This window comes from Corallococcus sp. AB049A (assembly GCF_003668885.1).
In the GTDB taxonomy this organism is placed as follows: domain Bacteria; phylum Myxococcota; class Myxococcia; order Myxococcales; family Myxococcaceae; genus Corallococcus; species Corallococcus interemptor.
Window position 1 is genome coordinate 1 of sequence record NZ_RAWL01000415.1, and the last position, 7,432, is coordinate 7,432.

The 7,432-nt window shown below is 70.6% G+C and carries 8 protein-coding genes; 5 read left to right on the plus strand and 3 right to left on the minus strand.

The window, feature by feature from the left end; translation table 11 throughout:
- Window positions 1-136 precede the first annotated feature (136 nt).
- On the plus strand, window positions 137-1,432 hold the full coding sequence (locus tag D7X55_RS31915) for an adenylate/guanylate cyclase domain-containing protein (protein ID WP_233610191.1): 1,296 nt from the start codon (window positions 137-139) through the stop codon (window positions 1,430-1,432).
- Here D7X55_RS31915 and proS read toward each other — a convergent pair.
- Window positions 1,429-2,862, minus strand: a complete 1,434-nt coding sequence (gene proS / locus D7X55_RS31920) for a proline--tRNA ligase (protein ID WP_120551210.1) — start codon at window positions 2,860-2,862, stop codon at window positions 1,429-1,431. The two genes, D7X55_RS31915 and proS, sit on opposite strands and share 4 nt — an antisense overlap.
- Before the next feature lie 128 nt (window positions 2,863-2,990).
- Between proS and D7X55_RS31925 the strand changes: the two genes are divergently transcribed.
- From D7X55_RS31925 to D7X55_RS31935, 3 genes are all read left to right on the plus strand, one after another.
- A complete protein-coding gene (locus D7X55_RS31925) occupies window positions 2,991-3,686 on the plus strand; it encodes a DUF4336 domain-containing protein (RefSeq protein ID WP_121725040.1) in 696 nt (231 codons plus the stop codon).
- Between the two features lie 114 nt (window positions 3,687-3,800).
- On the plus strand, window positions 3,801-4,430 hold the full coding sequence (locus D7X55_RS31930) for an MXAN_6652 family MXYO-CTERM-anchored protein (protein WP_120551212.1): 630 nt from the start codon (window positions 3,801-3,803) through the stop codon (window positions 4,428-4,430).
- A gap of 99 nt (window positions 4,431-4,529) precedes the next feature.
- Window positions 4,530-5,435 carry an endonuclease/exonuclease/phosphatase family protein gene (locus D7X55_RS31935; protein WP_120551213.1) on the plus strand — a complete coding sequence of 302 codons (906 nt, stop codon included), beginning with the start codon at window positions 4,530-4,532 and terminating at the stop codon, window positions 5,433-5,435.
- A 7-nt stretch (window positions 5,436-5,442) separates the two neighbouring features.
- Here the strand turns inward: D7X55_RS31935 and D7X55_RS31940 are convergent, their stop codons facing one another.
- A complete protein-coding gene (locus D7X55_RS31940; protein WP_120551214.1) occupies window positions 5,443-6,006 on the minus strand; it encodes a hypothetical protein in 564 nt (187 codons plus the stop codon).
- Window positions 6,007-6,275: 269 nt separating this feature from the next.
- On the opposite strand from D7X55_RS31940, the gene D7X55_RS31945 reads away from it, so the two are divergent.
- Window positions 6,276-6,860: a YdcF family protein gene (locus D7X55_RS31945; RefSeq protein ID WP_233610192.1), complete on the plus strand. Its 585-nt coding sequence runs from the start codon at window positions 6,276-6,278 to the stop codon at window positions 6,858-6,860.
- A 5-nt stretch (window positions 6,861-6,865) separates the two neighbouring features.
- On the opposite strand, the gene D7X55_RS31950 is transcribed toward D7X55_RS31945, so the two are convergent.
- Window positions 6,866-7,306 (minus strand): MarR family winged helix-turn-helix transcriptional regulator, encoded by a 441-nt coding sequence (locus tag D7X55_RS31950; protein WP_233610193.1) that lies wholly within the window; start codon window positions 7,304-7,306, stop codon window positions 6,866-6,868.
- Between the last annotated feature and the right edge of the window lie 126 nt (window positions 7,307-7,432).

Here is a 7,432-nt window from a genome sequence, read left to right on the forward strand (position 1 = left end):
GCGCCCGCCCCCGTCTCGAAGCGCCCCAGCGCCATGCCCACCGCTACGTGCCCGATGCTCGCCATGGGGCCGGACCCTAACGCACACGGGGCCCCGCCTGGAGGGCGCCCGTCGCGTGGGGTAGCCTCGGTGCTACATGCGGTTCCTGTTCTCACGCGCCCGTGTCGAAGCCACCCTGCAACGCCGTCTGGAGGAGTGGCGGGCCGACGTCGGCTCCTGGCTCAACATGACGCGCGTCGGAGCCACCACCGCGTGGCTCCTCCTGGCCGTGCTGGACGACTGGAGCGTGTCGCGCGGCGTGCTGGCGGCCTACATCGCGCTCTCCGCGGTGCTGTGGGCGGCGGCGCGCCGGGTGCCGGACCTGCTGCGGCGGCCCGCGCTGGGCGTGGCGCTGCTGGACATGCCGCTCATCTACTTCCTCCAGGCGCAGGCCATCCCCACCACCGCCAACGGCGTGCCCACCGCGCTGCTCACCCTGGGCGTGTACCTGGTGCTGGTGGTCATCGTGTCCATGGTGACGCTGTCGCGGCTCATCGTCGCGGCAGCCACGGCGCTGGGCATCGTCGCGGTGGCCCTGCTGTGCTTGAGCGCGGGCCTGACGCCCTCCCAGTTCCTGCCCGGCCTGGTGCTGGTGATGGTGCTCGCCTCGTCGGTGGCCCTCTTCATCAGCCGCACGGTGATGGGGCTCGTCACGGACGTGGTGCGCGAGGAGATGCAGCGCGAGCGGCTGGGCCGCTTCTTCTCCCCGGAGGTCGCCCGGCGCATCTCCGAGCGCGGCACCGACGGCGAGGCCGGCGAGCACCGCGAGGTGACGCTCTTGTTCTCCGACATCCGCGGCTTCACCACGCTGTCGGACCGGATGGAGAGCCCCCAGGTGGTGGCGCTGCTCAACGAGTACCTGTCGCGCATGGTGGAGGTGGTGTTCCGCCACGGCGGCACCCTGGACAAGTTCATCGGCGACGGCATCCTCGCGTACTTCGGCGCGCCCCTGGACCAGCCGGACCACCCGGAGGCCGCCGTCGCGTGCGGCCTGGCCATGCTGGAGGCGCTGGAGACGCTCAACCAGGAGCGCAAGGCGCGGGGCGAGTTCACGCTCGACATCGGCGTGGGCATCCACACCGGCCGCGTGGTGGTGGGCGCCGTCGGCAGCGAGCAGCGCCGCGAGTACACCGTCATTGGCGACGCGGTGAACCTGGCCAGCCGCATCGAGGGCCTGACGAAGAAGGTCGGCGCCCCGGTGCTCGTCTCCCACGCCACGCGCGAGCGCTGCCAGGACACCTTCGACTTCGAGGCCGCCGCCCCGCTGCCCGTCGCCGGCAAGCCGGAGCCCGTGGCCACCTTCCTGCCCCGGACGCGGGCGGCTGAAAAGACGACGGGGCCGGGAGTCGCCTCCCAGCCCCGCGAGTCACGGCGAACAGAGCGCGTGCGCTAGTACGCCTTGGAGAACACGATGCGGCCGGGCGACGGGTTGCCCGTCATCACGCACTTGCCCGGCTCCTGCTTGACGCTGAAGGGGCGGCAGCGCGTGGTGAGGCCCGTCTCCTCCTTGATGCGCGCCTCCGTCTTGGGGTCCAGGTCCCAGTGCGCCAGCAGGAAGCCGTCCTCCGCCTTCGCCTTCAGCTCCTCGTAGGAGTTGACCTCGAAGGTGTGCGAGTCGCGGAAGTCCCTGGCCTTCTGGAACAGGTCCTTCTGCATCTGGTCCAGCATGGCCTGGGCCTTGGTGGCGGCCTCTTCCAGCGACACGAACTCCTTCTGGCGCAGGTCGCGGCGCACCATCACGCAGGAGTTCTTCGCCAGGTCCTTGGGCCCCAGCTCGATGCGCAGACACGTGCCAATGAGCTCGTGCTCGTTGTACTTGAAGCCCGGCGACTTGGTGTCGTCGTCGTCCACCACCACGCCCAGGCCCGCCTTGCGCAGGTCCGCGGCCAGCGCGTGCGAGCGCTCCAGCACCGCGGTCTTCTCCGCGTCCGTCGCCTTGCCAGCGATGGGGATGATGACCACGTGCGTGGCGGCGATCTTCGGCGGCACCACGAGGCCCGTGTCATCCGAGTGCGTGAGGATGAGCCCGCCGATGAGGCGCGTGGAGGAGCCCCACGACGTCTGCCACACGTGGTGCTGCTGTCCGTCGCGGCCCTGGAACGTGGTGTCGAAGGCCTTGGCGAAGTTCTGGCCCAGGTTGTGGCTGGTGCCCGCCTGCAGCGCCTTCTTGTCCTGCATCATCGCCTCGATGCTGTACGTGCGCAGCGCGCCGGCGAACTTCTCCGACTCCGACTTGCGCCCCGGCAGCACCGGCATGGCCAGGTAGTCCTCCGCGAACGCGCGGTAGACCTCCAGCATCTGCAGCGTGCGCTCCTCCGCGTCCGCCTCCGTCTCATGGCAGGTGTGGCCCTCCTGCCAGAGGAACTCCGTGGTGCGCAGGAACAGGCGCGTGCGCATCTCCCAGCGCATCACGTTGGCCCACTGGTTCACCAGGAGGGGCAGGTCGCGGTAGCTCTGGATCCACTTGGAGAAGCTGCGGTTGATGATGGTCTCGGAGGTGGGCCGGATGACGTACGGCTCCTCCAGCTTCGAGCCACCCGCGTGCGTGACGATGGCCAGCTGCGGGTTGAAGCCCTCCACGTGCTCGGCTTCCTTCTTGAGGTAGCTCTCCGGGATGAGCAGCGGGAAGTAGGCGTTCTTCACGCCCGTGTCCTTGAACATCCGGTCCATCGTCCGCTGGATGTTCTCCCACAGCGCGTAGCCGTTGGGGCGGATGACCATGCAGCCCTTCACGTCCGAGTAGTCGGCGAGCTTCGCCTTCTGGACCAGGTCGACGTACCACTCGGAAAAGCCCTTCTCGCGGGGCGTGAGCTTCTCGGCCATGTGCTTGGGAACCTTGCTAGGGGATGGAAAGTGAGGGGTTGCCTACGCCGGGATGTTCCGGAAATCAACGCCCGACCGAGGCCGGACTCGTCCCCTGAACGCCGTCCGTGCTTGGAAAACGACCCGCCATGCCCACGCCCCCTGACGCCGCTCCCCGCAGGCTCGCCGACGACGTGCACGTGTTCGACGCCCCCTTCCTCCTCTTCGGCATCCCCGTGGGGGGCCGCATGACGGTCCTCCGCCTGCCGGACGGTGGGCTGTGGGTGCACTCGCCTGTCGCCTTCACGCCGGAGCGGCGCGACGCCGTGGCGGCCCTGGGGCCGGTGCGCTTCCTCGTCGCCCCCAACCTCTTCCACCACCTGCACCTGCCGGACTGGTCCGCGGCCTTCCCGGACGCCCGCGTGGTGGCGCCCGCGGGGCTGCGCGCGAAGAAGCCCGCGCTCAGAATCGACCTGGAGCTGGACGACACCCCCGACCCCGCCTGGGCCCCCGTGATTGAGCAGATGCACGTGCGCGGCATGCCCCAGCTCAACGAGTTCCTCTTCTTCCACCGCCCGTCCCGCACCGCCATCGTCACCGACCTGGCCTTCCACTACCGGCACGCGGAGGGGCTGAAGCTGCGCGCGTACCTGTGGGCGGACGGCGTCCTGGGGAAGTTCGCCGCCCCGCGCTTCCTGCGCCTCTTCGCCAAGGACCGGGAGGCCGCGCGCGCCGCCGCTCAGCGTGCGATGAAGTGGGAGGTGGAGCGCGTCATCGTCTGCCACGGCCAGGTGCTGGAGCACGGCGGCCAGAAGGCGCTCCACGACGCCTTCTCCTGGCTGTAGGGCGCGCTTCGCCCCGAAGTCACGGAAGGGTGTCGCCTGCTGCACTCCTCGCCGCGCTGCGCTACAAGGGAGCCTCCTCGTCTTTCCTGATTTTCCCCCCAGGAGGTTCCTCTCATGCGGTCCATTCTCTCGTCCGTGGGCGCGGTCGCGGTGTGCCTCGTCGCGGGCTCCGCGTTCGCCAACTCCACCGGCATCACCGGGCGCAGCGGCAAGCAGAACGGCCTGTCCTGCACGGCGTCCGGCTGCCACGGCGGCGGCTCCAGCACTCCCACCGTGACGCTGGAGGGGCCCACGGCCCTGAGCGCGGGCCAGACGGGCCAGTACTCGCTGATCATCACCGGCGGCCCTGGCGTGAAGGCCGGCATGAACGTGGCCGTGGACGGCGCGACGCTGACCGCGGGCTCGGGCTCCAAGGTGGTGGCCGGTGAGCTGACGCACTCCTTGCCCAAGGGCTTCACGGACGGCTCGGCGCGCTTCGACTTCTCGCTGGTGGCCCCGGCCACCAACGGCACCTACAAGGTGTTCGCCGCTGGCAACTCCGTGAACGACAACAAGCTCGAGACTGGCGACGCGCACGCCAACGCCACGCTGGAGGTCGTCGTCACGGGCGGCAGCGACCCGGCGCCCATCAAGGAGGACGACGAGGGCGGCTGCTCCGCGGCCACCAGCGGCGCTCCGGCGGTGCTCATCGCCGTGTTCGCGGCGCTGGCCTCGCGCCGCCGCCGTCAGTCCCGCCAGGGCTGAAGCGGAGCCTGACGCCCGCCTGCCCTCCGGCCGTGCCCCGGGGGGCGGGACGACAGCGCGAGGGCGGGCGGCCTACCATCGCCCCCCCTGATGCGAACGATGCGAACGAGCCCCCTTCTGACCGCCCTGTTCGTCGCGGGATCACTGGCCTGTGCCTCCGGTTCCGCGGTGCGTCCGACCCTGTCCTCGGGCACCACCCCCGTCGCGGTGGCCCCGAAGCGCGACGCGGGCGCCCTGCGGGTGATGACCTTCAACATCCAGTCCGGGCTGAAGGGCCTGGACCGGGTGGCGGAGGTCATCCGTCAGGAGGGCCCGGACGTCGTCGCGCTGCAGGAGGTGGACGTGGGCTCCACGCGCGCGCGCGGCGAGGACCAGGTGGAGCGGCTGTCCGCGCTCACCGGCCTGAAGTACCGCGCGCACTTCGGCACCACGCGGCTGTATGGCGGCGCGTACGGCATCGCGCTCCTGTCGCGCTATCCGCTCCAGTCGCTGGCGCAGTACCCGCTGCCCACGCCCAAGGGCGCGGAGCCGCGTACGCTGGCGCACGCGGTGCTGGACGTGGACGGGCGCGAGGTGAGCGTCTACGCCACGCACCTCATCCGCCGGCCGTTCAACGGCGCGGCGCGCGTGCGCCAGAGCGTCTTCATCTCCCAGCTGCTGGCGAAGGACCCCCGGCCGCGGCTGCTGATGGGGGATTTGAACGACGACCCGGACTCGCGCCCGGTGCGCCTGCTCAGCCGCCAGCTGCGGGACGTGGCGCGCGTCACCCGCTCCGACGGGACGGGCACCTACCCCATGCCGCTGTTCCTGAAGTCGCTGCGCATCGACTACGTGATGGCGTGCGGCGCCTTCACGCCGGTGTCCACGCGCGTGCTGCGCGTGGGCGCGTCCGACCATTACCCGGTGGTGGCGGACCTGCGGCTCGAGCCCGCCCAGGCTCCGGTCGTCGTCGCTCCGGCCGCCAGGGCCCCCAATGGCCCGGCCACGGCGGCGGCGGAGCGCTGAAGGCTTTTCAGCCCGGGGTGGGCAGGGTGAAGCGGTAGAGGACCTCCATGTCCCCTCTGCTGAAGCCCTTCACCACCTCGTGGTGGATCTCCTTGCGGCCGCTCAGGTACGCGAGGCCTCCGGCGGCGAAGCCCATCACCGCGAGCTCGAAGTAGACGTGCGGCCGGGGCACGCCGGTGATGCGCAGCTCCACGGAGTCGCCCTGCAGCTGCGCGGTCAGCTCGCCCTCGGTGAAGTAGCCCTTCCAGATGCCGGGGGTGAAGAGGGCGAAGCGGCGGAAGTCGTCCTTGCCGAACATCGTCTTGAGCTGGCCCTGGCTCAGCGCGTACTCGGCGGACTTGATGCCGTATTGCCAGTAGGCCTTGCTGTCGCCGCCATAGAACCGCTGGGTCATGGCCTCGTTGAAGCGCAGGAAGGCCTCCGCCGGGATGCGCGACACGGGCATGATGAGCTGTCCGAAGATGGGGTCCCGCTTCGCCTGCTCCGCGACGAAGGCCTTCCATGCCGGTTCGCCGAAGGCCTGCACCATCATGGTCTGCCGAGCCAGGAATGCGACGCCTTTGACATCCATCCGTATGCCTCCCACCGGCCGCTCCGGGTTCGACGCGGACCCCGGCCGGGCGTGGCTCACATTGTGTCTCCGAGCCCCCCTCCCGGGCGATACGCATCGTGACAATTCGCCGGGCCGTCCGTTGGGCCCAACACGGTGAAACCTGTCTTCATGGACACACTGCTTCACTCAAGGCGTATCCGGAGCCGCGGGATGTCCGGTGCAGGACTAGGTTCCCGGCGGTGCGGCCTCTTGCCCTTCTTCCCAGACCCGGACGTGCGCGACGGGCGGTGCTCCTGTGCGCGGGCGTGCTCACGGGCGGCGTCTTCGGGTTGGCCTTCTGGGTGGACCGCTTCGGCCGGCGCGAGCGCGTGACGGACGCGGACGCGCTGGTGGTGCTGGGCGCGCGGGTGCTGCCGGGCGGTGTGCCCTCCGGCGCGCTGGTGGCGCGCGTGGAGCAGGCGGCGGCGCTCTATCACCGGGGCGTGGCGCCGTGGCTGCTGCTGTCCGGGGGCGTGGGGGCCCATCCGCCGTCCGAGGCGCGCGTGATGCTCCAATTGGCGGTGGCGGCGGGCGTGCCCGCGTCCGCGTGCGTGCTGGAGGAGGACAGCCACTCCACGGAAGACAACGCGCGGTTCAGCGCGCGGCTGTTGCGCGAGCGTGGGGCGCGCCGGGTGCTGGTGGTCTCCGACCCGTATCACCTGCTGCGCGCGCGGCAGGGCTTCCGGCGGCAGGGCCTGGAGGTGGCCACGAGCCCGGCCTCCATCGCCGGGCGGATGCGCGCGGTGGACCGGGCGTACTGGACCGTGCGCGAGGCGTTCGCGCTGCTGCTGCACCCGCGCCTGTTGTGGGCGCGGGCACCGGGAGGGCGCTGAAGGCCTCAGGTCCCCGAAGCGGGGGTGTCCGGAGTACCGGCGTCCATCTTGGTGAGCACCTTCTCCAGGACCCGGAAGAGGGCCTGGCGGTCGTCCGGGTCGAGCATGCCCAGCACCACGCCCATCGCGCGGTGCATGGAGCGGTCGAGCTTGCCGAAGGTCTGCTTGCCCTTGTCGGTGAGCCGGCAGCGCACGATGCGCCGGTCGTTCTCACCGCGCTCCCGGACGATGTGGCCTTCGCGCTCCAGGCGGTCCATGACGCCGGTGACGGTCTTTTCGGTGACCCCCAGCCGCCGGGCCAGCTCGCCCATGGTGAGCGAGCCGTCCAGGCCCAGCCACAGCAGGGCGTGCACCTGGGGCGGCGTGAACTGGTGCTGCTCGCAGGTGCTGGCGATGGGGTCACGGAGTGAACGGCGACGGCCCAGCGAGAACATCAACTCCTGCATCCGGTCGATGTCCTTCGAGAGCGCTTCATCCTCTTTATGGATATTCCGTGACACAGAGTATTCATTAGCGGCGGGGGGAGAGCGGGTCAACTTGTAGGCTCGGGATGGCTTCCGGCGGGGCTGGGG

Coding starts and splice junctions, on each gene's coding strand:
- proS (WP_120551210.1), bottom strand. CDS start 2,862: ATGGCCGAGAAGCTCACGCCCCGCGAGAAGGGCTTTTCCGAGTGGTAC.
- D7X55_RS31935 (WP_120551213.1), top strand. CDS start 4,530: ATGCGAACGAGCCCCCTTCTGACCGCCCTGTTCGTCGCGGGATCACTG.
- D7X55_RS31925 (WP_121725040.1), top strand. CDS start 2,991: ATGCCCACGCCCCCTGACGCCGCTCCCCGCAGGCTCGCCGACGACGTG.
- D7X55_RS31950 (WP_233610193.1), bottom strand. CDS start 7,306: ATGCAGGAGTTGATGTTCTCGCTGGGCCGTCGCCGTTCACTCCGTGAC.
- D7X55_RS31915 (WP_233610191.1), top strand. CDS start 137: ATGCGGTTCCTGTTCTCACGCGCCCGTGTCGAAGCCACCCTGCAACGC.
- D7X55_RS31940 (WP_120551214.1), bottom strand. CDS start 6,006: ATGGATGTCAAAGGCGTCGCATTCCTGGCTCGGCAGACCATGATGGTG.
- D7X55_RS31930 (WP_120551212.1), top strand. CDS start 3,801: ATGCGGTCCATTCTCTCGTCCGTGGGCGCGGTCGCGGTGTGCCTCGTC.